Source organism: Methylobacterium sp. 285MFTsu5.1 (genome assembly GCF_000383455.1).
In the GTDB taxonomy this organism is placed as follows: Bacteria; Pseudomonadota; Alphaproteobacteria; order Rhizobiales; family Beijerinckiaceae; genus Methylobacterium.
Genome location: NZ_KB911278.1, coordinates 12,917 through 36,189, shown reverse-complemented (window position 1 = coordinate 36,189; position 23,273 = coordinate 12,917). Strand labels below are relative to the sequence as shown.

General features: G+C 73.1%; 18 protein-coding genes. 10 read left to right on the top strand and 8 right to left on the bottom strand.

What is annotated here, in order from left to right; genetic code table 11:
- The first annotated feature begins 62 nt into the window (after positions 1-62).
- Entirely contained in the window at positions 63-1,865 is a 1,803-nt protein-coding gene (locus tag H288_RS0114935) for an ATP-binding cassette domain-containing protein (protein ID WP_020093385.1), read from the top strand.
- A 44-nt stretch (positions 1,866-1,909) separates the two neighbouring features.
- Positions 1,910-3,409: a carboxypeptidase M32 gene (locus tag H288_RS0114930; RefSeq protein WP_020093384.1), complete on the top strand. Its 1,500-nt coding sequence runs from the start codon at positions 1,910-1,912 to the stop codon at positions 3,407-3,409.
- Positions 3,410-3,456: 47 nt separating this feature from the next.
- Here H288_RS0114930 and H288_RS0114925 read toward each other — a convergent pair whose 3' ends face one another.
- Positions 3,457-6,933: a YhaN family protein gene (locus tag H288_RS0114925; RefSeq protein ID WP_020093383.1), complete on the bottom strand. Its 3,477-nt coding sequence runs from the start codon at positions 6,931-6,933 to the stop codon at positions 3,457-3,459.
- A 22-nt stretch (positions 6,934-6,955) separates the two neighbouring features.
- The gene (locus H288_RS0114920) at positions 6,956-8,194 is read right to left on the bottom strand and encodes a DNA repair exonuclease (RefSeq protein WP_020093382.1); all 1,239 of its coding nucleotides are present in this window, start codon (positions 8,192-8,194) and stop codon (positions 6,956-6,958) included.
- Positions 8,195-8,437: 243 nt separating this feature from the next.
- Here H288_RS0114920 and H288_RS0114915 point away from each other — a divergent pair, with 243 nt between their 5' ends.
- Positions 8,438-9,223, top strand: coding sequence for an endonuclease/exonuclease/phosphatase family protein (locus H288_RS0114915; RefSeq protein ID WP_026604964.1), 786 nt, complete (start codon positions 8,438-8,440; stop codon positions 9,221-9,223).
- On the opposite strand, the gene H288_RS0114910 is transcribed toward H288_RS0114915, so the two are convergent.
- From H288_RS0114910 to H288_RS0114895, 4 genes are all read right to left on the bottom strand, one after another.
- Positions 9,141-10,577, bottom strand: a complete 1,437-nt coding sequence (locus H288_RS0114910) for a phospholipase D-like domain-containing protein (protein WP_020093380.1) — start codon at positions 10,575-10,577, stop codon at positions 9,141-9,143. The genes H288_RS0114915 and H288_RS0114910 overlap by 83 nt on opposite strands.
- Before the next feature lie 65 nt (positions 10,578-10,642).
- Positions 10,643-10,963 carry a hypothetical protein gene (locus tag H288_RS0114905; RefSeq protein ID WP_020093379.1) on the bottom strand — a complete coding sequence of 107 codons (321 nt, stop codon included), beginning with the start codon at positions 10,961-10,963 and terminating at the stop codon, positions 10,643-10,645.
- Positions 10,964-11,103: 140 nt separating this feature from the next.
- Positions 11,104-11,916 (bottom strand): enoyl-CoA hydratase, encoded by an 813-nt coding sequence (locus H288_RS0114900; RefSeq protein WP_020093378.1) that lies wholly within the window; start codon positions 11,914-11,916, stop codon positions 11,104-11,106.
- 118 nt (positions 11,917-12,034) lie between these two features.
- The gene (locus H288_RS0114895; RefSeq protein ID WP_020093377.1) at positions 12,035-12,505 is read right to left on the bottom strand and encodes an AMP-dependent synthetase and ligase; all 471 of its coding nucleotides are present in this window, start codon (positions 12,503-12,505) and stop codon (positions 12,035-12,037) included.
- Positions 12,506-12,790: 285 nt separating this feature from the next.
- Here H288_RS0114895 and H288_RS0114890 point away from each other — a divergent pair, with 285 nt between their 5' ends.
- Positions 12,791-13,204, top strand: coding sequence for a hypothetical protein (locus H288_RS0114890; protein WP_020093376.1), 414 nt, complete (start codon positions 12,791-12,793; stop codon positions 13,202-13,204).
- A gap of 25 nt (positions 13,205-13,229) precedes the next feature.
- Here H288_RS0114890 and H288_RS0114885 read toward each other — a convergent pair whose 3' ends face one another.
- Complete coding sequence (locus H288_RS0114885; protein ID WP_020093375.1) at positions 13,230-13,919, bottom strand: uracil-DNA glycosylase; 690 nt, start codon at positions 13,917-13,919, stop codon at positions 13,230-13,232.
- A gap of 292 nt (positions 13,920-14,211) precedes the next feature.
- On the opposite strand from H288_RS0114885, the gene hemH reads away from it, so the two are divergent.
- Together hemH and H288_RS35645 are read left to right on the top strand one after the other, a co-directional pair.
- Positions 14,212-15,294 (top strand): ferrochelatase, encoded by a 1,083-nt coding sequence (hemH, locus tag H288_RS0114880; RefSeq protein ID WP_020093374.1) that lies wholly within the window; start codon positions 14,212-14,214, stop codon positions 15,292-15,294.
- Positions 15,295-15,387: 93 nt separating this feature from the next.
- Positions 15,388-15,546 (top strand): hypothetical protein, encoded by a 159-nt coding sequence (locus H288_RS35645; protein WP_020093373.1) that lies wholly within the window; start codon positions 15,388-15,390, stop codon positions 15,544-15,546.
- Positions 15,547-15,592: 46 nt separating this feature from the next.
- Here H288_RS35645 and H288_RS0114870 read toward each other — a convergent pair whose 3' ends face one another.
- On the bottom strand, positions 15,593-16,516 hold the full coding sequence (locus tag H288_RS0114870) for a peptidylprolyl isomerase (protein WP_020093372.1): 924 nt from the start codon (positions 16,514-16,516) through the stop codon (positions 15,593-15,595).
- 261 nt (positions 16,517-16,777) lie between these two features.
- Between H288_RS0114870 and secA the strand changes: the two genes are divergently transcribed.
- The 4 genes from secA to H288_RS0114850 all read left to right on the top strand — a co-directional run bounded on the left by secA (position 16,778) and on the right by H288_RS0114850 (position 23,119).
- Positions 16,778-19,669 (top strand): preprotein translocase subunit SecA, encoded by a 2,892-nt coding sequence (secA, locus tag H288_RS0114865; protein ID WP_026604963.1) that lies wholly within the window; start codon positions 16,778-16,780, stop codon positions 19,667-19,669.
- Positions 19,670-19,676: 7 nt separating this feature from the next.
- Complete coding sequence (bioD, locus tag H288_RS0114860) at positions 19,677-20,348, top strand: dethiobiotin synthase (RefSeq protein ID WP_020093370.1); 672 nt, start codon at positions 19,677-19,679, stop codon at positions 20,346-20,348.
- 114 nt (positions 20,349-20,462) lie between these two features.
- Positions 20,463-22,406 (top strand): KUP/HAK/KT family potassium transporter, encoded by a 1,944-nt coding sequence (locus H288_RS0114855; protein ID WP_020093369.1) that lies wholly within the window; start codon positions 20,463-20,465, stop codon positions 22,404-22,406.
- Between the two features lie 308 nt (positions 22,407-22,714).
- Positions 22,715-23,119, top strand: coding sequence for a hypothetical protein (locus H288_RS0114850; RefSeq protein WP_020093368.1), 405 nt, complete (start codon positions 22,715-22,717; stop codon positions 23,117-23,119).
- The last annotated feature ends 154 nt before the right edge of the window (positions 23,120-23,273 follow it).

Genomic DNA, 23,273 nt, shown 5'->3' with positions numbered 1-23,273 from the left:
GCGCCGACCGACGGGGGCGGCTCTGTTTGAACAGGCCGCCCCGCGCTGCCATAAGCCGGCCCATGGCCGCTCCCCCGCTCCTCACCCTCCAGGACGTCGCGCTCACCTTCGGCGGCACGCCGCTGATCACGGGCGCGAGCCTCGCCATCGCGCCGGGCGAGCGCACCTGCCTCGTCGGCCGGAACGGGTCGGGGAAGTCGACGCTCATGAAGATCGCCGCGGGCCTCACGGAGCCCGACCGGGGCCGGCGCTTCGTCCAGCCCGGCACGACGATCCGCTACCTCGCACAGGAGCCGGATTTCACGGGCTTCGCCACCACCCTGGATTTCGTCGAGGCCGGCCTGCCGCCGGGCGAATCGACCCACCGCGCCCGCTACCTGCTGGAGAGCCTCGGCCTGACCGGCGCGGAGGATCCGAGCAAGCTCTCCGGCGGCGAGGGGCGCCGCACCGCGCTGGCGCAGGCGCTCGCCCCCGAGCCCGACGTGCTGCTCCTCGACGAGCCCACCAACCATCTCGACCTGCCTGCGATCGAGTGGCTCGAGACGGAGTTGAAGGGCACCCGCGCGGCCCTCGTGCTGATCAGCCACGATCGGCGCTTCCTCTCGGCCCTGTCGCGGGCCACGATCTGGCTCGACCGCGGCGAGACCCGCCGGATCGACCAGGGCTTCTCCAGCTTCGAGGCGTGGCGCGACGCCTTCTTCGAGGAAGAGGAGCGGGACCAGCACAAGCTCGACCGCAAGATCGCCGCCGAGGAGCACTGGCTGCGCTACGGCGTCACCGCGCGGCGCAAGCGCAACGTCCGCCGCCTCGGCAACCTGCACGAACTCCGGCAGAACCGCCGCGAGGTGCGTCGCCCGGTGGGCAGCGTCAGCATGCAGGCCTCAGACGCGGAATCTTCGGGGAGCCTCGTCGTCGAGGCCCGCGACATCGCGAAGAGCTACGGCGAGCGCAGGATCGTCGACGGGCTGTCCCTGCGGGTGATGCGGGGCGACCGGCTCGGCATCGTCGGGGCGAACGGCGCGGGCAAGAGTACCCTGATCAACCTGCTGATGGGCCGGCTCGCGCCGGATGCCGGGCAGGTGGTGCTCGGCACCAACCTGCTGCCGGTGGTGCTCGATCAGGCCCGCGCCGTGCTGGAGCCCGGGATGACCGTCCCCGACGTGCTGACCGGCGGCCGCGGCGACAGCGTCACGGTGAACGGCCAGAGCCGCCACGTGATCGGCTACCTCAAGGACTTCCTGTTCACGCCCGAGCAGGCGCGCACGCCGGTCTCGGTTCTCTCCGGCGGCGAGCGCAACCGGCTGCTGATCGCCCGCGCCCTGGCCCAGCCGGCCAACCTCCTCGTCCTCGACGAGCCCACCAACGACCTCGACCTCGAGACCCTCGACCTGCTCCAGGAGATGCTGGGCGACTACCAGGGCACGCTGATCCTGGTGAGCCACGACCGCGACTTCCTCGACCGCGTGGCCGGCAGCGTGCTGGTCTCGGAGGGCGCCGGCCGCTGGGTCGAGTATGCCGGCGGCTACAGCGACATGCTGGTCCAGCGCGGCCAGGGCGTCGAGGCGCGGACCGTCGCGCCGAAGGCGAAGGAGTCGCGCGAGCGCGCCGCCGCGCCGGCCGCCCAGCCGTCGGGCAAGCCCAAGCTCGGCTTCAAGGACCAGCACGAATTGAAGACCCTGCCGGCCCGCATCGAGAAGCTGGAGGCGGCGATCGCCCAGCTCCGCACGATCCTCGCCGACCCCGAGCTCTACGCCCGCGACCCGGCCCGGTTCGACAAGGCCTCGACCATGCTGGCCCAGGCCGAGACCGAGCTGTCGCAGGCGGAGGACCGCTGGCTGGAACTGGAGATGCTTCAGGCGGGATGAGACCCGCCGCATCGCGCCGCGAGACGTACCCGACCGGAGACCGCATGACCGCCTATCAGACCCTCGAACAGCGCTTCGCCCGGCTCGCCGCCCTGGAGGGCGCGGCCGGGATCCTCGGATGGGACGCGCAGACCCTGATGCCGGACGGCGCCGCCGAGGCCCGCGGGGACCAGCTCGCGATCCTGCGCGGGCTCGCCCACGGGATGCTCACCGCCCCCGAGGCCGCCGAGGAGCTCGCGGCGGCCGAGCAGGGCGGGGGCCTCGAGCCCTGGCCCGCCGCCAACCTGCGGGAGATGCGCCGCGCACAGGCCCACGCCACGGCGGTCCCCCGCGACCTCGTCGAGGCCAGCTCCCGCGCCGTGTCCCGCTCGGAGATGGTCTGGCGCGAGGCGCGGCGCGACGCCGATTTCGCCCGCCTCGAACCCCACCTCGCCGAGGTGCTGCGGCTCCAGCGGGAGATCGGCCAGGCGAAGGGCGCGGCCCTCGGCCTCGATCCCTACGACGCGCTCCTCGACAGCTACGATCCCGGCATGCGCCGGGCGACGATCGACCCGCTCTTCGCGGACCTGACCGGCTGGCTGCCGGCCCTGATCGCCCGTGCCCGGGAGATCCAGGCGTCCCGGCCGGCGCCGCTCCCGCTCGCCGGCCCGTTCGACGTGGCGGTGCAGCGGGACCTCGGCCTGAAGCTGATGGAGGCGGTCGGCTTCGACTTCACCCGCGGCCGGCTCGACATCAGCCTGCACCCGTTCTGCGGCGGCGCCACCGACGACGTGCGGATCACGACGCGCTACGACGCGGCCGATTTCGGCCGGGCGCTGATGGGCGTTCTCCACGAGACCGGGCACGCCCTCTACGAGCAGGGCCGGCCGGCGGCGTGGCGCAACCAGCCGGTCGGCGCGGCGCGGGGGATGAGCCTGCACGAGAGCCAGTCGCTCATCGTGGAGATGCAGGCCTGCCGGAGCCGGGAGTTCTTCAGCTTCCTGGCGCCGCTCCTGCAGGCGGCGTTCGGGCGGTCCGGGCCGGAATGGTCGCCGGAGAACCTGCACGCGCTCAACACCCGGGTCGCGCCGGGCTTCATCCGCGTGGATGCCGACGAGGCGACCTATCCGGCCCACATCCTCCTGCGCTACCGGCTGGAGACCGCGATGATCGCGGGCGACCTCGCGGTGCGCGACCTGCCGGGGGCATTCAACGACGGCCTGCGCGATCTCCTCGGGCTCACGGTGCCCGACGACCGGGTCGGCTGCCTCCAGGACATCCACTGGCCGAGCGGGGCCTTCGGGTATTTCCCGACCTACACGCTCGGCGCCCTGGCGGCCGCGCAGCTGTTCCGGGCGGCCCGCGCGGCCGAGCCGGCGCTGCCGGGCTGCCTCGCGCAGGGCGATTTCGGGCCCCTGCGGGACTGGCTCCGCACGCATGTCCACGCGGTGGGGAGCCTGCTCGACACCGACGACCTCCTCACCCGCGCCACCGGGACGAGGCTGGGCACGGCGGCGTTCCGGGCCCATCTGGAGGCGCGCTACCTCGGGGGCGCGGGCGGCTGAGACGCGGTGGCCGGGGAGGGGACGAACGACCCCTCCGCCGGCGACGCCTAGAGCGTCACCACGTCGACGGCGTCGCCGAGCCGGTCGCGAGCGATGTCCGCGACGTGGCGGTGGTGCGTGAACAGGATCGGCTGGACCCGGGCGCCGATCGCCGCCAGCGCATCGAGGCCGTAGCCGGTCCGGGTCTCGTCGAAGGTCGAGAACAGGTCGTCGCCGATGAACGGGGCCGGCTCGGCGCGGCCGGCGTAATCCTCCAGATAGGCCAGCCGCAGGGCGAGATAGAGCTGGTCGCGGGTGCCCTCGCTCATGCCCTCGATGGCGACCGTGCCGCCGCCGGCGCGCTGCCCGGCGAGCTTCGGCGTGTCGGCCTCGTCGTAGATCTGCGCCAGACCGGAGAACGCGCCGCCGGTGAGAGCCTGGAACAGCGCGCCCGCCCGGGTGACGAGCGGGTCCTGCTGCCCCGCGCGGTGGCGGGCGACCGCCTGCCCGAGCATCAGCCCGGCGAGCCGCAAGACGGCCCAGGAGCGGGAAGCCGCCTGGAGATCCGCCTCAGCGGCCTTGCGCTCCGCGAGGGCCAGCTCGGCGCCGGTGCCGCCCTCGAGCTCCGCCCGCCGCCGCTCCGCCCGGTCGCGGTCCGCGAAGATGACCTGCCCGCGCTCGGCCTGCTCGTCGGCCTCGAGCGACAGCCGCGCCAGCTCCGCCTCGATCGCCTCCGGCGACACGGTCTCCAGGCCGGCGCGCAGCTCGGCCTCCGGAAGCCCGTCGGCCGCGCCCGCGAGCGTGACGCGGAGCCGCAGGCGCTCGGCGCGCAGCGCCTCCCGCGCGCTGAGGCGGCCGAACAGCCGGTCGATCTCCGGCGTCGGTGCCGCAGCGAGGTCCGGCATCACCTCGGCCACCTGCCGGGCGAGCGTCGCCCGCGCCGCGTCGCGCGAGTCGCAGGCGCCGCGATGGGCGGCCTCGGCCTCGTCGCGGCGGCGGTCGAGCTCGGCGCGGCGCGCCTCGCGGGCCTGCGCGGCGACGAGGCGGCCGTGGAGCGATCGGACCGCGCCGGCGGGCGACACCTCCGCGAGGTCGGGCGCCAGGGCCTCGACCAGGGCGGCGGCGTTGGCTCGGAACGCATCCATGTCCCGGCGGATCCCCGCCGAGCGGCGCTGTAGGGCGGCCCGCTCCGCCAGCCGGTCGGGCACGCTGCGCCACGCCTCCAGCGCGCCCTCGGCCTCCTCCGGACCGGCCGTGCCGTCGAGGCCGAGGGGCAGCAGCGCCGCCTCCCAGTCGGCCCGCCAGGCGGCCCGGCGGGCGGCGGTCTCCGCGAGGCTCGCCTCCAGCCGCGCGACGGACAGTCCGGCCGCGCGCAGCAGGCCGGCGGTCTGCAGGTTGGCCTCCCAGCGGCTCGCCAGGGCGGCGATCCGCACTTCGAGACCGTCCAGCGCGGCGGCGATCTCGAGGTCCGGCGCGGCGTCGAGGCCGGCGCGGCTGCGCAGGTCGGCCAGGGGCCCCCGCGCGGCCTCGATCCGTGCCAGGAGCCGGTCGGCCTCGATCCGCTGCGCGGCGAGGCGCTGCTCGGCCTCGATCAGGCTCTCCACCTCGGCGAGCCAGGCCGCCATCTCGGCCGGAGGACCGGGCACGAGCCCGGCGGGCCGCCACGCCTCGCGCCACGCCGCCTCGCCCGCCGCGATCTCCGCGGCGAGACCGGCGAGGACGTCGTCGGCTCGCGCGGCCTCCGCCTCCTCGGCGGCGAGCCGTTCCAGGTCGGCCGCGTGGGCGGCGACCCGGGCGGCGTCGGAGGCGCGCTCGTCCGCGACGCGGTCGGCCTCGAGGAGCGCGCGCTCGAAGGCCGCGACCTCGGCGACGGCGGCCGCCCGGCCGGCCGCGAGGGCGTCGCGCAGCGGCGCGAACGCCGCGTCGCGGGTTGACCGCAGGGCGTCGAGCCGCTCCCGGGTGGCGACGGGCCGGCCGGCCTCGCGCTCGCGCAGCCGTGCCCGGGTGACCGCGACCTGCCGGCGGGCCGCGTCGCACCGGTCGGCGGCCCGTTCGTGCTCGCGGGTCTTCGCCTCGAGGCCCTGACGGTAGCGCGCCACCGTGTCGGGGGCGGGCAGGGGCGTCCGCACGAGGGCGGCGAGGTCGGGCACCGGCGGCGACAGCCGCTCGGCCTGGTTGCGCAGCAGCGCCGCCTCCCGGCGGATCGCGCCGTCGAGGGTGTCGCGGGCGGCGATCCACTCGTGCAGTCGGGCGAGGGGCTTCAGCGCCTCCCGGAGCGGGGTCGGGTCCCGGGCCGCGTCGGCCGCCTCCACCTCGCGGGCGAGGCGTTCCCGCTCGGCGCGGGCGGCGGCGAGTTCGCGGGCGATCTGCTCCTCGGCGGCCGCCAGGGTCCGACCGTCGCGGATCAGCCGCTCGGTCCGCGCCCGCGCGGCGTCCGGGGGCTGTCGGGCCTCGAGCGCGGCGAGGTCGGGCACGCCGATCCGGGCGCGCAGCCGCTCCAGATCCAGCCCGACCTTGTGGGCGTCGCCCTCGATGCGGGGCAGGTCGGTGCCGCCCTTCTCGAACTCCCTTGTGCCGCTGAACGCCGCCAGGATCTCGTCCGCCCGATGGGTCAGCCCCGGCTCGACCGGCACCGATTCGGCCTCGCCGCGGGCCCGGTCGCGCGCGGTTTCGGCCCGCTCCGCCTCGGCGTCCGCGGCGCGGCACGCGTCCAGGGCCGCCCCGAGGCGGGCGATCCAGGCGGGATCCGCGTCGACGAGGTCGGTCTCGGCGGCGATGCGCCGCTCCAGCGCGTCGATCTCGGCGATGATCGGGCGGACGCGCTTGAACCGTTCCAGCCGGGCGCGCGCGACCGCCCCGGCCTTCTGCTCGGACCGGAGCGCCTCGAGCTGCGCGGCCGCCGCGGCGATCTCGTCGTTCAGGGCGCGCCAGTCGCCGGCGCGCAGGCCCCGCTCGCGGATCGCCCGCCGGGCCGTCTCGTGGCGCTCCAGCGCCTGGTAGAAGGTCCGGTGCTTGGCCTGGCGCGGGGCGAAGATGGCGTCGGCCTCCGCGTCGAGCGTCGTCTGCAGCTCCGTGAGGCCGCGCAGGCCCGAGCCCGCCGCGAACAGGCTCGCGCCGACCTCGCCCTCCACGTCGACCATCTCGCGGCCCCCGGCCCGGAGGCTCGCCGCGTCGAGTCCGAAGGCCCGGCAGAACACCGTCCGGGACAGGCCGCCGAGGAACGGGGCTAGCGCGTCGTCGGCGAGCGGCGCGTCGTCGGCGTCGATGAGGGTGCGGCTGTTGCCCTTCCGGCGGCGGAAGGACAGCCGGCGGCCGTCGGCGGCGGCGATCTCCGCGCCGAGGCGCAGCTGCGGCATGTCGTGCAGGAAGGCGTAGGGCGTCGTCTTCCCGAAGCCGAACAACAGGTCGGTGACCGCCGCCAGCGCGGTGCTCTTGCCGGCCTCGTTGGCGCCCAGCACGACGTGCAGGCGCGCGTCTGGCCGGAACGCGACGGTGCGGTCCGTGAAGGCGCCGTAGCGCTCCAAGGCGAGGCGGATCAGGCGCATCGGGGGTCCATGGGCGCGCGCCTCAGCAGTGCCGGCCGCCGAGGCGTCCGAGGACGAGGGCCTCGGCCTCGGCGCAGAGCGCGTCGAACTCCGCGTCGAGGTCGGCCTCGGCGGCGGCCGTCCCCGGCATCCGGCCGCCGATCTCGGCCAGCGCCGCCTTCGCCCGGGCGCGGAACTCGGGGTCGCGGTCGAGGTCGGCGAGCAGGGCCGCGGGGTCGATGGCGGCGCCGGTCGGCTCCGCCGCGGCGCGCGGGCGGCGGGTCTCGATCTTCAGGCGCTCCAGCCAGATGTCCTCGTGCAGCCGGTGCGCGGCCGCCTGGATCTCGGCCGTCAGGGACTCGCGATCGGCCGCGAGGGCGTCGTGGGCCCGGGTCGTCCCGGCGAGGTGGACGCGGACCAAGAGCAGCCGGCGCGCCGCGATCCCGGCCAGGGGCCTCAGCGCCGCCTCGACGGCCTCGACGGCGCCGCGCGCGTCGGCCACCGCCGCGAGGTCGACCGTGATCTGCTCGAATCGCGCCCGGTCGAGGGGCAGGCGGCTGACGCCGGTCACCCGACCGTCGGAGACGTCGACCACGACGGCGCCCTTCTCGCCGCACTCGCGCACGCTCCGGCCCTGGAGATTGCCGGGGAACACGATCCAGGGATCCCGGGACAGCTCCGCGTACTCGTGGATGTGGCCCAGCGCCCAGTACTCGTAGCCCCGGGCCGCGAGGTCGGCGACCGAGCAGGGGGCGTAGGTCTCGTGGGCAGCGTGGCCGGTGCAGGAGGTGTGTAGGACCCCGAGGTTGAACCAGCCCGGCACGGCGGCCGGGTAAGTGAGCGAGAGGTTCTCCTCCACCGCCCGGCCCTGGAAGCTGCGGCCGTGGACCGCGACGCGGAGCGCGTCGAGGCGCAGGGTGCCGGCGCGGGCGGTCGGGAAGACGTGGACGGAGGCCGGCAGCGTGATCGAGCGCGTGATGACGCTCTCGGCGTCGTGGTTGCCGCGCACGAGGATCGTCCGGATGCCGGCGCGGTCGAGGCGCGCGACCTGCCGGGCGAAGAACAGGCCGATCGTGGTGTCGGCCCAGTCGCCGTCGTAGACGTCGCCCGCGACAACGACGAAGGCGACCGACCGCTCGATCGCCTGGCTCACCAGATCCTCGAAGGCCTGCCGGCTCGCCGCGGCGAGGCGCCGGGCCAGTTCCGCGTCGCGCGCGGCGAGGCCCGACAACGGGCTGCCGAGATGCAGGTCGGCGGCATGGATGAAGCTGAACGCCGTCATGGCCTCCGGACGGGATCGGTGGGATGGCGGTGCGCGGCGATCCGCGGAGCGGCCGGCGTCGCCATGCCGGCTCTTAGGCCGCCGACCGGGTCCGCCTCAAGCGGCGCCCGGCGATGGGCTGTGGGGCGCCCAGGTCGGACCGCGCCCGGGCCCGGCGCGAAAGCGGTCGAACGTCCCGGCTCCGGGCGCGTTAGAGCGTGGCGGTGGCGGGAGCGCCGCGCGTTGAGGTACGAGACCGGCCCGATGAATCCTGCTGCACGCCCGGCCCGCTCCACCCCCGCACCGTTGCCCGTCACGCCGATCCGCCCCGCCGAGCGGCCGCACCAGCCCTTCAAGATCGTGAGCTGGAACCTGCTGCGGCGCACCGGCGCGGCGGTGGACGACGTCGCCGCCCTCGTCGCGCAGGAGAAGCCCGACCTGCTGCTGATGCAGGAGGCGACCCGCGCCATCGGCTTCCTGCTGGACCGGATCGGCGGCCACTACGCCTGGGCGCCCCTGCCGGGCCGGATCCACGGGCTCGCCATGTGGAGCCCGAAGCCCTGGGCGGCGCCGCCCCGGGTCATCGCGCTCCCCTCCGGCGCCCTCGTGCACCGGGTCTGCCAGATCCTCGATCTCGGCGAGTTCGGCGTGGCCAACGTCCACCTGTCGCACGGACAGATGCTGAACCGGCGCCAGCTGCGGCGCATCGTCAGCGAGCTGCCGCCGCGGGCGGCCGTGCTCGGCGACTACAATATCGTCGGCCCGGCGCTGATCCCGGGCTTCCGCGACGTCGGACCGCGGCAATCGACCCACGCGATGGTCGAGGTGCTGCCGCTGCGGCTCGACCGCTGCCTCGCCCGCGGGCTCGTCTGCCACGCGCACGCGGTGCTGCCGCGGGGACGCTCCGATCACCGGCCGATCGTCGTCCATCTCGGCCCGGCGCCGGAGGCGCACGCCCCCGCCCGGTTCAAAGGTATGGCAGCAGCAGTCGCACGCCTGCGTCGCGCAGACGGATCGGCAGGCCGCGCGCGGCGAGATCCTCCCGGCTGAGCCGCGCCTCCATCTTGCCGCGCATGAACCGGTCGAGGTCGGCGGCGAGGTCGGCGTCGATGATCTCGACGTTCAGCTCGAAATTGAGTCGGAAGCTGCGCATGTCCCAGTTGGCGCTGCCGACGAAGCACCAGATGTCGTCGACCACCATCGCCTTGGAATGGTCGAAGGGCGGCTCGTCGAGCCAGACGTTCACGCCGGCCCGCAGCAGCGGGTCGAGATGCGCCCGGGTCGCCCAGTCGATGTAGGGATGGTCGCTGACCCGCGGGATGATCACGTCGACGGTGATGCCCCGGGTCGCGGCCTGGGCGAGCGCGCCGGTCACCAGCTCGTCGGGAAGGAAGTAGGGCGTCACGAAGCGCACCGACCGGCGCGCGCAGGCGAGCGCCTGGAGGATGACCTGCTCGATCTTCTCGACGTCCGCGTCCGGGCCGGAGGTCACCGCCCGGGCGACGCTCGGTCCGCAGGGCTCGAGGTCGACGAACCACGGGGGGCCGTCGAGGATCTCGCCGTCCACGAAGGCCCAGTCGGCCGCGAACGCGGCGGCGAGCTGCTCGACCACGGGGCCGGTCAGGCGGAAATGTGTGTCCCGGATCGGGTGCTCGGGCTTCAGGGCGACGCGGTTCGGGTGCGAGATGTTGAGACCGCCCGTGAAGGCGATCCGCCCGTCGACGATCAGCAGCTTCTTGTGCGAGCGCAGATTGAGGAACGGCATCCGCCAGGGGAGGGCGGAGTGCATGAACAGGGCGGCCGGCACCCCGGCGGCCGTCAGGCGGTGGTAGACCGGCGCGCGGAAATAGCCGCCGCCGATCCCGTCGATGATGACGCGGACCTGCACGCCCCGGGCCTTCGCCTCCACGAGGGCGTCGCAGAATTCGCGGCCGGTGGCGTCGTCCCGGAAGATGTAGCTCGACAGGCCGATGCTGGACCGCGCCTCGCGAATCGCCGCCAGCATCTGCGGATAGCCGGCGTCGCCGTTGCGGAACATCTGCACGGTGTTGCCCGCGAAGGCCGGCAGGCTCGTGATCCGCCGGATCGCCCGGTCGAGGGGCCAGAGCGCCTCCGGCACCACGGCGTCGTCGGTGTCGGGCAGCTGCGTCGCGTCGGACGGCTTGGTCCGCAGCCGCCGCGCGCGGCGCGAGACCCGGTTGATGCCGAAGGTCAGGTACAGGGCGGTGCCGAAGATCGGCGACAGCCACGCGAGCCCGATCCAGCCCACCGCCACGCTGACCCGGCGCTTGCGCAGCAGGGCGTGCAGGGTGACGCCGATCGCCAGCGCGAAGCCGATCAGGGCCTCGACATCCGACCGCATCAGGGCGGTCGACTGGACCCAGCGGGTGATCGCGTTTTCCAAGGTGAGGCTATCCGGGTTCGCGTCGGGAGGCGCCGGATCGACCTGAAGCGCATGCGGCGGGCGGATTAATCCGCCGGCTTGGCCGGATGCGCAATGGGCGCGGCGGCCGCGGCGGCCGCGGGCCGCTCGCAGCGATAGGGTCCGCTGCCGTCGAGGGCCCCGTACAGGACCCGGCCGCCGGAGGCGATGCAGCGCGCCTTGGCCTCGGCATAGGGCCGGTGGAAGCTCCAGATGGTGATCATCGGCCCGATCGTCGCGAGGCAGACGCCGCCGAAAATCACGGCGGCCGCCCAGGTCGCGCCGTTGCGATTGGGCCGCGGGGGCCGCGGCGGCGGCATCGTGCCGTAGAAGGACAGCGTCAGACCGAGCAGGTCGAGGGTGCTCATCAGCCGTTCCGCGTGGCGGCGCCGAGTCCGGCAGGGTCGGACAGGCCCCTCATCCTAGGGCAGGGCGGCGCCATCACCTATGCGCGTCGCGCTGGAGGGCCTGCGTCGTATCGCGCCAGTGCGCGGACCGGGACGCCGGCTCACGGCTCCCAGCGGGGCGGCCGCTTGCCCAGGAACGCGTCGATCCCCTCCTGCGCGTCGGCCATCATCATGTTCCGGGTCATGACCTCGGCGGTGTAGCCGTAGGCGTCCTCCAGGCCCATCTCGATCTGCCGGCCGAACGCCTCCTTGCCGATCGCCAGGACGCGCCGGGCCTTCCCGGCGATCCGGGCCGCCAGGGCGCCCGCCGCCGCGTCGAGCTCCGCCTCCGGCACCACGCGGTTGACCAGCCCGATCCGCAGGGCCTCCGCGGCGTCGATCGGCTCACCGACCAGCAGCATCTCCAGGGCGGCCTTGCGCGATACGGCGCGCGACAGGGCGACCATCGGGGTCGAGCAGAACAGGCCGATCTGCACCCCCGGCGTGGCGAAGCGGGCGGTCTCGGCGCACACGGCGAGATCGCATGTGGCCACGAGCTGGCAGCCGGCGGCGGTGGCGATCCCGTGGACGCGAGCGATCACCGGCTGCGGCAGGCGCGTGAGGCTCAGCATCAGCCGGGCGCAGGTGCGGAACACCGCCTCGGTCGCCTCGCGGGACGGATCGGCGCGCATCTCCTTGAGATCGTGCCCGGCGCAGAAGGCGGGGCCGGCCCCCTCCAGGATCACCACCCGCACGGACGGATCCGCGCGGATCGCGTCGAGCTGCTCCTGGAGCGCGCCCATCAGGGCCATCGACAGGGCGTTGCGGGCCTGCGGCCGGTTCAGCGTCAGCGTCGCGACCCCGTCGGCATCGCTGCGCAACAGCACCGGCGCCTCCGGGCTGGCGGCGTGGGCCGTGGCAAGGGCTGCGGTCATGGCGGCGTCTCCCGGCGCCGGCCTCCCTGGCACGGGGCCGGTCGCGTCGCCGGACGGTAGCACGCAGGGTTCAGGTCCGCGACGGTGCCGCGACTCGCGATCCGCGATGCGGCGGTTGTCAGGCGTGCTCGGCCAGGGCGAGGTCGAGGCTCGCGTAGTCGGCGCCCGGACCGTTCCACCACACCGCCGGATAGGCGGTGAGCCGGCCCATCACGCCGGCATAGGCGTCGGCGAGCGCGGTATCGACGACGACCAGCACGGCGCCCGACTGCGCGAGGCTTTCCGCCAGCGCCGCGTCGCGGCCGGCGCAGTCGAGGCAGACGACGCGCAGGCCGAGGCGGGTGAGGCCGAGGCGCATGGCCTCGACCTGCCCGAGATCCTGCACCAGGAGCGCCACGGCCTGCCCGGCCCGCAGCCCCTCGCCCCAGGCCCAGCGCGAGACGCGGTGCGGACAGACCGCCGCGACCGGCATCGCCGGCGCGCCGCGCCGCTCCGCGCTGGCGGCTCCTTGCGCACCCGGCCGGGCGCGCCGGTCGGCGTCGCGAGCCGGGAGTGGGATGGAGGCCGCCGGGTGATGGACGCCGTACATGCGATGCGGACCGCCTGAATCTGGACACACTGCAGGTCCTGGCGTGACGCGAGCAGGTTAACACTCTCTCTCACCCGGGCGTTCCGTCGAAAAACGACCGTCTTTTCGTCGGCGCGCGGGCCGGCGACTGGACCTATGGCGAACGGGCCGTGAACCGGGACGGGTGAATTGCCGACATCTCGGGTCGCATCTTCGGTCGCATTGGCGCGCGCGCGGGTCCGGCCTATGTCCCGCCCGCCAGAGGCGGCCCGCGAGAGGCCGCCCCCGATCGAGGAACCGCCGCGCATGCGCCCCACTACGACCCGGATCACACTCCTCGCCGCCGTCACGCTCGCGGCCCTGCCGGCGCAGGCGCAGATCCGGAACGCCCCGTCGCCGCGGGCCCTGGAATTCGCCGCCTACATCTTCGCGGCCTCGAACGTCTGCGGCTACCGGATCGGCAGCGACCAGTTCGAGGCCCTGCTGGCGAAGCAGAACGTGCAGATCGGCGACGTCCAGCCGCGCGGACCGTTCGGCAACCGGGTGCAGACCATGTTCACGCTGATGTCGAACCAGATGGCGCAGAACCGCGACCAGGCCTGCCTCGCGGTGGCCGGCGAGTACGGGCCCGAGGGCACGGTGGCCAAGAACGTGCTCCTGCCCGCCGGCCAGGACCCCGCCGCGCCGGCGAAGCCCGCCGAGCCCGCCAAGCCGCAATAGCCCATTCGCGGGATCGCCGCCGGCCTCAGCCGAGGCGCCAGTCGATCGGCGGGCGCCCGTGCGCGGCGAGCCACCGGTTGGCCCGGCCGAACGGGTCGGAGCCGGGGAAATCTCGCGCCCGGTTGAGCGGCGACGGGTGTCCGCTCTCGAACACGCCGTGGCGGGTCGCGTCGATGAGCGCGGCCCTGGCCCGCGCCTGGGCGCCCCAGAGCAGGAACACGGCGGGCTCCGCGCGGGCTGAGACGGCGCTCACGGCCTGATCGGTCAGCGCGGCCCAGCCGTAGCGCAGGTGCGCCCCGGCCTTGCCGGACTCGACGGTGAGCGCGCTATTGAGCAGGAGCACGCCCTGCCGCGCCCAGGGCGTCAGGTCGCCGCCGGCGGCGCGGTCGGATCCCGCCTCCGCCAGGATCACCTTCAGCGAGGCGGGCAGGCGACCGGAGCCGACGAACGAGAAGGCGAGGCCGTTGGCGTCGCCCGGTGTCGGGTAGGGGTCCTGCCCGAGAATCACGGCCCGCACGTCCTGCAGCGGGGTCTCGGCCAAGGCGCGGAAGATCCGGTCCGGTGCCGGCAGGACGCGGGCGCCCGCGGCGATTCGGGCATCGACCCGCGCCGCCACGGCGTCGGCCTCCCCGCCGGCGAAGAACGGCAGGCTCAGCCAGGGCGAACCGGAGGCGCGGAAGGCCGTGAGGGCGTCGGCGACGGGTGTGGTGGCCATGGTCTCTCGCGATCGGTTTCCACGCCGAGATAGGAGGCGGACGCGCACCGTCATCGGCGCGGCGGTTGCGGCCGGGAGCCGCCCGTGTTTAGGGACGGGGGTCGAGCGCGCGGCCTGTCGCGGTGCGGCATGTCGCGTCCGCCCTTCGCCGGGCGGCTTCGCACCCTACATGGAAGCGCACCCGACGGGGTTTAAGCGCCGGCCAAGCCGAGGCGTACCAGGGCGTACGCGCCGGCCGCCGGATATCGGAAGCCAGAGGAAGGATCTCGGCGCGCGGCGCCGGAACGCTGCCATGAACGAACGCGTCGAACCCGCCGCGCTGGCGAATGGCCGGCCCCTCGCACCGCTGCAGCCCGCGGCGAACACCCTTCCGGCCGACCACCCGAAGGTGGCCTGGGGCCGCGTCGGCGTGCTCCTGATGAATCTCGGGACACCCGAGGGCACGTCCTACTGGCCGATGCGCCGGTATCTCAAGGAGTTCCTGTCGGACCGCCGGGTGATCGAGGTGCCGCGGCTGATCTGGTGGCCGCTCCTCAACCTGATCATCCTGACGAAGCGCCCCGGGCCGAAGGGCCGCGACTACGCCAGCGTCTGGAACAACGCGCTCAACGAGGGGCCGCTGAAGACGATCACGCGCGGCCAGAGCGAGCGCCTCCAGGCGGCCATGGGCGAGTCGGTGGTCGTCGACTGGGCGATGCGCTACGGCAAGCCCGAGGTCGCCGGCCGGATCCAGGCGCTGCTCGACCAGGGCTGCGACCGGATCCTGCTGGTGCCGCTCTACCCGCAATACGCCGCCGCGACCTCGGCCACGGCCTGCGATCAGGCCTTCCGGGCGCTGATGGACATGCGCTGGCAGCCCACGGTGCGGGTCTCGCCGCCCTATCACGACGACCCGGTCTACATCGCCGCCATGGCCGATTCGATCCGCGAGGGCCTGGCCAAGCTCGACTTCGAGCCGGAGGTGATCCTCACCTCGTTCCACGGCGTGCCGCGGAGCTACCTGCTCAAGGGCGACCCGTACCATTGTCAGTGCCACAAGACCGGGCGCCTGATCCGCGAGGCGCTCGGCCTGTCTCCGGAGAAGATGCGGGTCACCTTCCAGTCGCGCTTCGGCAACGAGGAGTGGCTGAAGCCCTACACCGACGAGACGGTGATGGAACTCGCGAAGTCGGGCGTGAAGCGGATGGCGATCGTCGCCCCGGGCTTCACGGCGGACTGCCTGGAAACCCTCGAGGAGCTCGACGGCGAGAACCGGCACTATTTCGAGGAGAACGGCGGCGAGCGCTTCGCCTACATCCCCTGCCTGAACGACAGCGACCTCGGCATGCGGGTGATCGAGCACGTCGTGCGCCGCGAGCTCCAGGGCTGGATCTGAGATCCCGGCCGGGATGCCGCTTGCGGCGCGGCCCGGCCCGCCTATTATTTTCCTAAGCCGAACGGGCCCATCGGTTCGGCGCGGGAGGATCACATGGCGTTCTTCATCGGCATCGCGTGTCCGTGGCTGCTGATCGCGGTGCTCGACAGGATCGCCGAGGGGCGCCGCGGCGCCGAACTCTCGGCCCTCGGCATCACGCCCCAGCCGGCCCCGGCGCGATCCAGCTACCTCGTCCCGGATCGGCCGTACTGACGACGGGGCGCGGCCCCGCGGGGCCGCGCCTGTCAGCCTTGAACCGTCACTTCTTCGGTTCGGGCGCGGTCTGAGCCGCCGGCGGCGCGTCGGCGCGGTCGATCTTGGCCTCCGAGCGGAGCTTCAGGATCATGTCCTGCTGCGCCTTGCGGATCAGGTGCTGGTCGATCTGCTCCTTGAGCTCGTCGAAGGTCGGCTGCGGCTTGGTCCGCTTCTCCTCGACCTTGATCACGTGCCAGCCGAACTGGGTCTTGATCGGGTCGGAGACCTGGCCGGGCTTCATCGCGAAGGCGGCGTTGGCGAAGTCGGGCACCATCCGCTCCTTGGTGAACCAGCCGAGATCGCCGCCCTCGGCCTTCGAGCCCGGGTCCTTGGACGCCTCGGCGGCGACCTTGGCGAAGTCCTCGCCGCCCTTGATGCGCGCGGCGATCTTCTTCGCCTCGGCCTCGTTGTCGACCAGGATGTGGCGCGCGTGCACCTCCTCCTCGGGCTTCATCAGCTTGACGGTCTGATCGTAGATCGCGTGCTCCGCCTCGGGCGTGACCGCGCGCTTGGCCTCCTGCTCCAGGTAGTCGTCGAGCAGGAGCTTGTCGCGGAAGTAGGCGAGCTTGCGCTTGAACTCGGGCGTGTCGCCGACCTTGGCGGCCTCGGCGGCCTGCGCGCCGACGCGGAGGTCGACCATGTAGTCGACGAGCAGGCTCTTCTTCTGGGCCTCGTCGACGCCGGGCAGTGACAGGGCCGGGTCATCGGCCGCGATGGCGAGGTCGCCCTGCGTGATCGGCTTGCCGTTCACGCTCGCCACGACCGCGTCGGCGCTCGGCGCCGCGGCCGGCGCGGCGGGCGAGGCGGCGGCCGGCGTGTTGGCGGCCGGCGTGGGGGCCTTCTGGGGTGCCTGGGCCAGCGCCAGTCCCGGCATCGCGACCATGACGGCGAGCGCGCTGACGCGCCGGAGAAGGGCGGTGTTCGGCATACGGGCGAAGTCCTCGGCTCACGTCTCGGCGCCGCGCCGGATCGGCCGGGCGTCGCGCCGCGGCACAGGTGGCCCGCGTCGGGCGAGAAGGCAAGCGCGGCCATTTCACCGGTGCCGGAACCGTGACCGTACCGGCATGCGTTGAGGGCTGCCCCTTCCAGGTGCGCCGGGCGATGTTTACCTCTATAAGCCCGGCCAACTCCGTCCAGGCCGGCCCGCCACGCTCACCCGTGGGCGGGCTCGCGCGTCCGCAGGTCTATGATGCTCGGCTCCATCGCCAAGAAGATTTTCGGCTCCTCGAACGACCGCCGCGTCAAGGGCTACCGCCCGCGCGTCGCGCAGATCAACGCGCTGGAACCGGAGATCCAGGCCCTCTCGGACGAGGCCCTGCGCGCCCGCACCGACATGCTGAAGGCCGAACTCGCCAACGGCAAGAGCCTCGACGACATCCTCGTGCCGGCCTTCGCTACGGTGCGCGAGGCGGCCAAGCGCGTCTTCGGCCAGCGCCACTTCGACGTGCAGCTCATCGGCGGCATGGTGCTCCACGAGGGCGGCATCGCCGAGATGAAGACCGGCGAGGGCAAGACCCTGGTGGCGACGCTGCCGGTCTACCTCAACGCCCTGGAGGGCAAGGGCGTCCACGTCGTCACCGTGAACGACTACCTCGCCTCGCGCGACGCCGAGTGGATGGGTCAGGTCTACCGGTTCCTGGGCCTCTCCGTCGGCACGATCGTGCACGGGCTCGACGACGCGCAGCGCAAGGAGGCCTACGCCTGCGACATCACCTACGGCACCAACAACGAGTACGGCTTCGACTACCTGCGCGACAACATGAAGTACGAGCTGTCCCAGCTGGCACAGCGCGGGCACAACTTCGCGATCGTCGACGAGGTCGATTCGATCCTGATCGACGAGGCGCGCACGCCGCTGATCATCTCAGGGCCGGTGGATGACCGGTCGGAACTCTACGTGGCGGTCGACGCGCTGATGCCGCGCCTGCGCAAGGAGTTCTACGACCTCGACGAGAAGCAGCGCACCGTCTCGCTGACCGAGGAGGGCAACGAATTCATCGAGGAGGCGATGCGCGAGGCGGGCCTCCTGAAGGAGGGCGACCTCTACGACGCCCACAACGTCACGCTGGTCCACCACGTGAACCAGGCCCTGCGCGCCCACACGCTGTTCACCCGCGACAAGGACTACATCGTCAAGAACGACGAGGTGGTGATCATCGACGAGTTCACCGGCCGCATGATGCAGGGCCGGCGCTACTCGGAAGGCCTGCACCAGGCGCTCGAGGCCAAGGAGCGGGTCACGATCCAGCCCGAGAACCAGACGCTCGCCTCGATCACCTTCCAGAACTACTTCCGCCTCTACAAGAAGCTCGCCGGCATGACCGGAACCGCCTCGACCGAGGCCGACGAGTTCGCCGAGATCTACAAACTCGACGTGGTCGACATCCCGACCAACAAGGAGGTCGAGCGCGTCGACGAGGACGACGAGGTCTACCGGACCGTCGGCGAGAAGTACGAGGGCATCATCGCCGAGATCGACAAGGCGCATGCGCGCCACCAGCCGATCCTGGTCGGCACCGGCTCGATCGAGAAGTCGGAGCACCTCGCCGAGATGCTCAAGAAGGCCGGCTACAGCCTGCTCGACTACTCCGACCCGAACGCGCTGACCGACGTCTACGCCGCCGCCCGCGAGGGCCGGGTGACCAAGCGCTTCGCCGTGCTCAACGCCCGCTTCCACGAGCAGGAGGCCTACATCGTGGCCGAGGCCGGCGTGCCGGGCGCGATCACCATCGCCACCAACATGGCCGGCCGCGGCACCGACATCAAACTCGGCGGCAACCTCGAGATGCGGATCGAGAAGGAGCTGGGCCACCTCGCCGACGGTCCGGAGCGCGACGCCGCCATCGCGGCGATCAAGGCGGAGATCGCCGAGAACCGCACCAAGGTGCTGGCCTCGGGCGAGCCGGCCGATCCGGAGGCGGGCCGCAAGAAGGCGCTGCCCGGCGGCCTCTACATCATCGGCACCGAGCGCCACGAATCGCGGCGCATCGACAACCAGCTCCGCGGCCGCTCCGGCCGCCAGGGCGATCCCGGCCGCTCGAAGTTCTACCTGTCGCTTCAGGACGACCTGATGCGCATCTTCGGCTCCGACCGCATGGACGGGATGCTGCAGAAGCTCGGCCTGGAGCAGGGCGAGGCGATCATCCACCCCTGGATCAACAAGGCGATCGAGAAGGCGCAGCAGAAGGTCGAGGCGCGCAACTTCGACATGCGCAAGAACGTGCTCAAGTACGACAACGTCATGAACGACCAGCGCAAGGTCGTGTTCGAGCAGCGCCGCGACTTCATGGGCCAGGACAGCGTCCGCGAGACCGTGGACGAGATGCGCGAGGGCGTGATCGACGACCTCGTCGCCCGCCACATCCCGGAAAACGCCTACGCCGAGCAGTGGGACGTCGCCGGTCTGCGCGAGCAGGTGAAGGAGATCCTCAACCTCGACGTGCCGGTCGAGGACTGGGCCAAGGAAGAGGGCATCGCCGACGAGGAGATGCGCGAGCGCCTGCTCAAGGCGGCCGAGACCGCCTACGCCGAGCGGACCGAGAAGAACGGCGCCGAGGTCACGGCCTATATCGAGAAGCAGGTCCTCCTGCAGACGCTCGACCATCTCTGGCGCGAGCACCTCGTGACGCTGGACCACCTCCGGCAGGTGATCGGCTGGCGCGGCTTCGCCCAGCGAGACCCGCTGAACGAGTACAAGTCCGAGGCCTTCGACCTGTTCAACGGTCTCGTGACCGCCCTGCGCGAGCAGGTGACCGCGCAGCTCTCGCGGGTCGAGATCATGATGCAGGAGCCGCAGGAGGAGTACCCGCCCGGCGGTCCGGCGCTGCCGCCGATGTTCGCCCAGCATCTCGACCCGGTCACCGGCGAGAACGAGATGGACTACGCCGGTCTCGGCTCTGGCAGCGACGGCGGCGGGGGACCGGCCTACGGCTTCGCGGCGCAGGGCCTCGCGGCGGACGGCGCCGTGCTGGAGCGCGACCCGACCGACGCCGCCACCTGGGGCCGCGTCGGCCGCAACGAGCCGTGCCCGTGCGGCTCGGGCAAGAAGTACAAGCACTGCCACGGCAGCCTCCAGGCCTGAGGCGGGGATGCCCGCGCGGGCGCTGTTCATCGCCGGGGCCGGGACCGAGATCGGCAAGACCTACGTCACCGCCGCCCTGACGCGCCGCCTGCGGGCTCAGGGCCGGACGGTGCGGACGGTGAAGCCGCTCGCGAGCGGCGTCCCGCCGCTGAGCGATCCCGGCTTCGTCGAGAGCGACACCGCCCGGCTGCTGGACGCGCAGGGGCTCGCCCTGGACGAGGAGGCCGTGGAGGCCTGCTCGCCCTGGCGGTTCTCGGCACCGCTCTCGCCGGATCAGGCCGCCGTGCTGGAGGGGCGCACCCTGGACCTCGCCGACCTTGTCGGCTGGTGCCGGGCTGAGATCGCCTGCACCCAGGACACGCTGCTGATCGAGGGTGTCGGCGGGCTCATGAGCCCGGTCACGGAGGCCGCCACCGGCCTGGACTGGCTCCGCGCGCTCGGCGTCCCGGCGCTCCTCGTCTCGGGGAGCTATCTCGGGGCGATCAGCCACGCGCTCACGGCCTGCGAGACCCTGCGGCTCCACGATGTGCCGCTGCGCGCGGTGGTGGTCAGCGAGAGCCTGGGCGCGCCGGCGCCCGCCGCGACCGTGGCCGCGGCCATCGCCCGTCATGCCGGCGCGCCCGTATTCTGTCTGCGCCGTGGCGACGCCTGCCCGGAGGAGCTGACCGGCTCGATCTGAGCGCCGCGACAGCGTCGCTGGACGGCGCGGCCGTGGCCCCTAGCTTTACCGCCACGGCGTCGCGCCCGGCGCCCGGATGGTCGAGGCCGGGTGGCGCCGTGGGGGAATCCTGCGGTGAGCCAGACCCTTGCCCCGGCGGCGAGTCCCCGATCCGAGACCGGCGCGGTCGACGCGGAAGCGGCGCGCGACAGGCTCCGGCCGGCCCTCGTGTTCGGCGCGCTGGGCGTCGTGTACGGCGACATCGGCACGAGCCCGCTCTACGCGTTCAAGGAGGCGGTGAAGGCCGCGACCGCCGGCGGCGCCTCGGTTGCTGCGGCGGCCACCGGCGCGGTGTCGCTGATCCTGTGGTCGCTGATCCTGATCGTGTCGCTGAAATACGCGGTGCTGATCCTGCGCGCCGACAACCGGGGTGAGGGCGGCATCGTCGCCATGCTGGCGCTGCTCGGCGCCCGTCAGGCCCGGCCTGGCACGTGGAAGGCGCTGCTCCTGGTGGTCGGGCTGGTGGGCGCGGCGCTGCTCTACGGTGACGGCGCGATCACGCCGGCGATCTCGGTGCTGTCGGCGATCGAGGGCCTGAAGGTCGACGCGCCGTCACTCGGGCCGTACGTCGTGCCGATCACGCTGGTGATCCTGGTCGGTCTGTTCCTGGTCCAGCACAAGGGCGTCGCCGCCATCGGCCGGGTGTTCGGACCGGTCATGCTCGTCTGGTTCGTCGTCCTCGGGCTCCTCGGGATCGCCGGGATCGTCGCCAAGCCCGAGATCCTGGCGGCGGCCAACCCGTTCCGGGCCGTCGATTTCATGCTCCATGCCGGCTGGCACGTCAGCTTCGCGATGCTCGGCGCGGCCTTCCTGGCGGTGACCGGCGGCGAGGCGATGTACGCCGATCTCGGCCATTTCGGCGCCCTGCCGATCCGCATCGCGTGGTTCGCGCTGGTCCTGCCGGCGCTGGTGCTCAACTATTTCGGCCAGGGCGCCCTGCTGATCGCCGCGCCCGACGCCCTGGAGAACCCGTTCTTCCGCCTCAGCCCCGACTGGGGCCATCTGCCCCTGGTCGCGCTCGCCACGATGGCGACCATCATCGCCTCGCAGGCGATCATCTCGGGCGTGTTCTCCCTGACCCAGCAATCGGTCCAGCTCGGCTTCCTGCCGGCCATGCGCATCGTCCAGACGGCGCACGAGGAGCGCGGCCAGATCTACGTGCCGGCGGTGAACTGGCTGCTCGCCGTGGCGACCCTGACGGCCGTGGTGGTGTTCGGCTCCTCCGACGCCCTGGCCGGCGCCTACGGCATCGCGGTCTCGATGCTGATGGGCATCACCACGCTGCTCGCCGCGCTGATCGCGCTCCGCTGGGGCTACAACCCGATCCTGGTCTTCGCGGTCAACGGCTTCTTCCTCGCCATCGACCTCGTGTTCTTCGCCGCCAACAGCGTGAAGATCCTCGAGGGCGGCTGGTTTCCCCTGGTGCTCGCCGGGCTCGTCGCCGCGATGATGCTGACCTGGAAGAAGGGAAACGAGCTGGTCGAGGAGGCGAGGGCCGCCCTGCGCCTGCCGGAGGACGTCTTCCTCGGCGGTCTCCAGCACCGTGACCTGCTGCGGCTGCCGGGCACGGCCGCGTTCCTCTCGGCGGCCGAGCACGGCATCCCGCTGCATCTCTCGCGCTTCGTGGAGCGCAACCACGCCCTGATGGAGCGGATCCTGATCATCACGGCGCTCTACGAGGAGACACCCAACGTCCCGCGGGACCGGCGCGCCCACGTGACGATCCTGGCGCCGGATTTCTACCGGGTGATCCTCCGCTACGGCTTCATGGAGGAGGCCTCGATCCCCGAGGGGCTGGCCTGCGCGGTGGAATCGCGCCACCTGCCGCCGCACGTCCTCGACGACATGACCGTCTTCGTCGGGCACGAGACGATCATCCCGCGACGGGACAAGCGCGGCATGGCCCCCTGGCGGGAGAACCTGTTCGCCTTCATGCAGCGCAACGCCGAGCGCACCGGCGCCTTCTTCGGGGTACCGACGCGGCAGGTCGTCGAGGTCGGCACCGAGATCGAGATCTAGGCCTCGGCCCGAGACATTCCCGCCGCCCGGCAAGTCACCGCGGCGGCGCGGTCCAGAACAGGCCGAGTCGTGCGCAGAGATCGGAGCACCCGCCCGGCCGCGATGTGCCTCGATCTGGTCCCGGCGATTGGCGCCGCGGCGCCCCTGGACGCTGCGCCGGTCCGGACCTGTTTCCAGCGCCGGCTCGCCGATGCACGGAAACTTGAGGCCGTTCCGCCGCCCCTCAGGGAACCGTAGCCTTCCGCCGTCGTTCCGCCCCGACGCAGGCGTCGTGGCCCCCGGGGCGCGCGCCGGAATGGAGAGACAGCATGAACAGGGATCATCTCGAGGGCGGCGTCCGCCATCTGCGCGGCCGGATCAAGACGGCGGCGGGCGCGGTGCGCGGCCGGGCCGTCGACCAGCTCGACGGCGCCTACGATCAGGCCGCCGGCGCTGCCCAGTACGCCTACGGCGAGGCCCGGGATACGGTCCGCGACCTGCGCCACGGCGGCGAGCACCTCGTCGAGGAGGGGCGCGCCCGGTTCCGCGACGCCAGCGAGCGCGGGCACGCCCTGGCGGACGAGGCGCTCGAGCGCGGCCAGCACTACCGCGACCGCGCCGTGCGCCACGGGCGCACCCTCGCGGCGCGCGCGGACGAGAACCGCGGCACGACCCTCGCCCTGGTGGCCGCCGTCGCGTTCGGCCTCGGGTGGCTGGCGCGGCCGACCCGCTGAGCGGCGGGCGGGACCTGATCCGGAGCGGGGCGGGCGTTCGCGCGGCCGCCCCGCCGATCAGAACGCATAAAGACATCTTTATGTCTTGATTGCTTCGTAGGCCGCGCGGTGGTAGGGGGTTGCCCCGACCCGCAACGCGAACACGGAGCCATCG

Excerpts from the sequence above, each read along its gene's own strand:
- H288_RS0114935 (WP_020093385.1), top strand. The coding sequence starts at position 63 with ATGGCCGCTCCCCCGCTCCTCACCCTCCAGGACGTCGCGCTCACCTTC.
- H288_RS0114930 (WP_020093384.1), top strand. The coding sequence starts at position 1,910 with ATGACCGCCTATCAGACCCTCGAACAGCGCTTCGCCCGGCTCGCCGCC.
- H288_RS0114925 (WP_020093383.1), bottom strand. The coding sequence starts at position 6,933 with ATGCGCCTGATCCGCCTCGCCTTGGAGCGCTACGGCGCCTTCACGGAC.
- H288_RS0114920 (WP_020093382.1), bottom strand. The coding sequence starts at position 8,194 with ATGACGGCGTTCAGCTTCATCCATGCCGCCGACCTGCATCTCGGCAGC.
- H288_RS0114915 (WP_026604964.1), top strand. The coding sequence starts at position 8,438 with ATGAATCCTGCTGCACGCCCGGCCCGCTCCACCCCCGCACCGTTGCCC.
- H288_RS0114905 (WP_020093379.1), bottom strand. The coding sequence starts at position 10,963 with ATGAGCACCCTCGACCTGCTCGGTCTGACGCTGTCCTTCTACGGCACG.
- H288_RS0114900 (WP_020093378.1), bottom strand. The coding sequence starts at position 11,916 with ATGACCGCAGCCCTTGCCACGGCCCACGCCGCCAGCCCGGAGGCGCCG.
- H288_RS0114895 (WP_020093377.1), bottom strand. The coding sequence starts at position 12,505 with ATGTACGGCGTCCATCACCCGGCGGCCTCCATCCCACTCCCGGCTCGC.
- H288_RS0114890 (WP_020093376.1), top strand. The coding sequence starts at position 12,791 with ATGCGCCCCACTACGACCCGGATCACACTCCTCGCCGCCGTCACGCTC.
- H288_RS0114885 (WP_020093375.1), bottom strand. The coding sequence starts at position 13,919 with ATGGCCACCACACCCGTCGCCGACGCCCTCACGGCCTTCCGCGCCTCC.
- hemH (WP_020093374.1), top strand. The coding sequence starts at position 14,212 with ATGAACGAACGCGTCGAACCCGCCGCGCTGGCGAATGGCCGGCCCCTC.
- H288_RS35645 (WP_020093373.1), top strand. The coding sequence starts at position 15,388 with ATGGCGTTCTTCATCGGCATCGCGTGTCCGTGGCTGCTGATCGCGGTG.
- H288_RS0114870 (WP_020093372.1), bottom strand. The coding sequence starts at position 16,516 with ATGCCGAACACCGCCCTTCTCCGGCGCGTCAGCGCGCTCGCCGTCATG.
- secA (WP_026604963.1), top strand. The coding sequence starts at position 16,778 with ATGCTCGGCTCCATCGCCAAGAAGATTTTCGGCTCCTCGAACGACCGC.
- bioD (WP_020093370.1), top strand. The coding sequence starts at position 19,677 with ATGCCCGCGCGGGCGCTGTTCATCGCCGGGGCCGGGACCGAGATCGGC.
- H288_RS0114850 (WP_020093368.1), top strand. The coding sequence starts at position 22,715 with ATGAACAGGGATCATCTCGAGGGCGGCGTCCGCCATCTGCGCGGCCGG.